The 485-nt window shown below is 53.6% G+C and carries 1 protein-coding gene; it reads right to left on the bottom strand.

Translation table 11 applies throughout. From position 1 onward, the window contains the following. Positions 1–485: flagellin (locus tag E0765_RS03530; RefSeq protein WP_255417839.1), on the bottom strand; the 485-nt coding region annotated here is incomplete at both ends.

The following is a 485-nucleotide window of genomic DNA, read 5'->3' as shown; positions in this document are numbered from 1 at the left end:
GGAGAAGTCTGAGGACGTTCTGCTGAACGGCGTTGGCCTGAGACATAGCATACGATCCAGACTGGGCCATGATGTTATGTTTGTTGAAGCTCGCCGACTCCGCAGCAAAGTCTACGTCACGAATCTGCGACTCAGCAGCCGTTACGTTAACCTGCGTAACTGAAATGTTACGAACAACCGACTCCAGCTGGTTCTGGGTAGCCCCGAGAAGTGAACGGACGCCGTTGAGCGTATCGAGCGCCAGGTCGATCGCCGAGATCGCCGCTTCCGCACCTGACTGGGTAGAAAGATCCGCCGAGCTGACCGCAAGCGCATCGGTTGTCGCCGTACTGATATCCAGACTGACGGTTTCATTGGCATACGCACCGATGTGAAACACTTTGTTCTGGAACGTACCGTCAAGCAGCGTCTGGCCGTTGAACTTGGTCTGAGAAGCGATATTGTCGATGTTGACGAGCAATACTTCAACTTCATCCTGGATGAAT

This window comes from Sulfuricurvum sp. IAE1 (assembly GCF_004347735.1).
Lineage (GTDB): Bacteria > Campylobacterota > Campylobacteria > Campylobacterales > Sulfurimonadaceae > Sulfuricurvum.
This window is presented reverse-complemented; position numbering and strand designations above follow the sequence as displayed.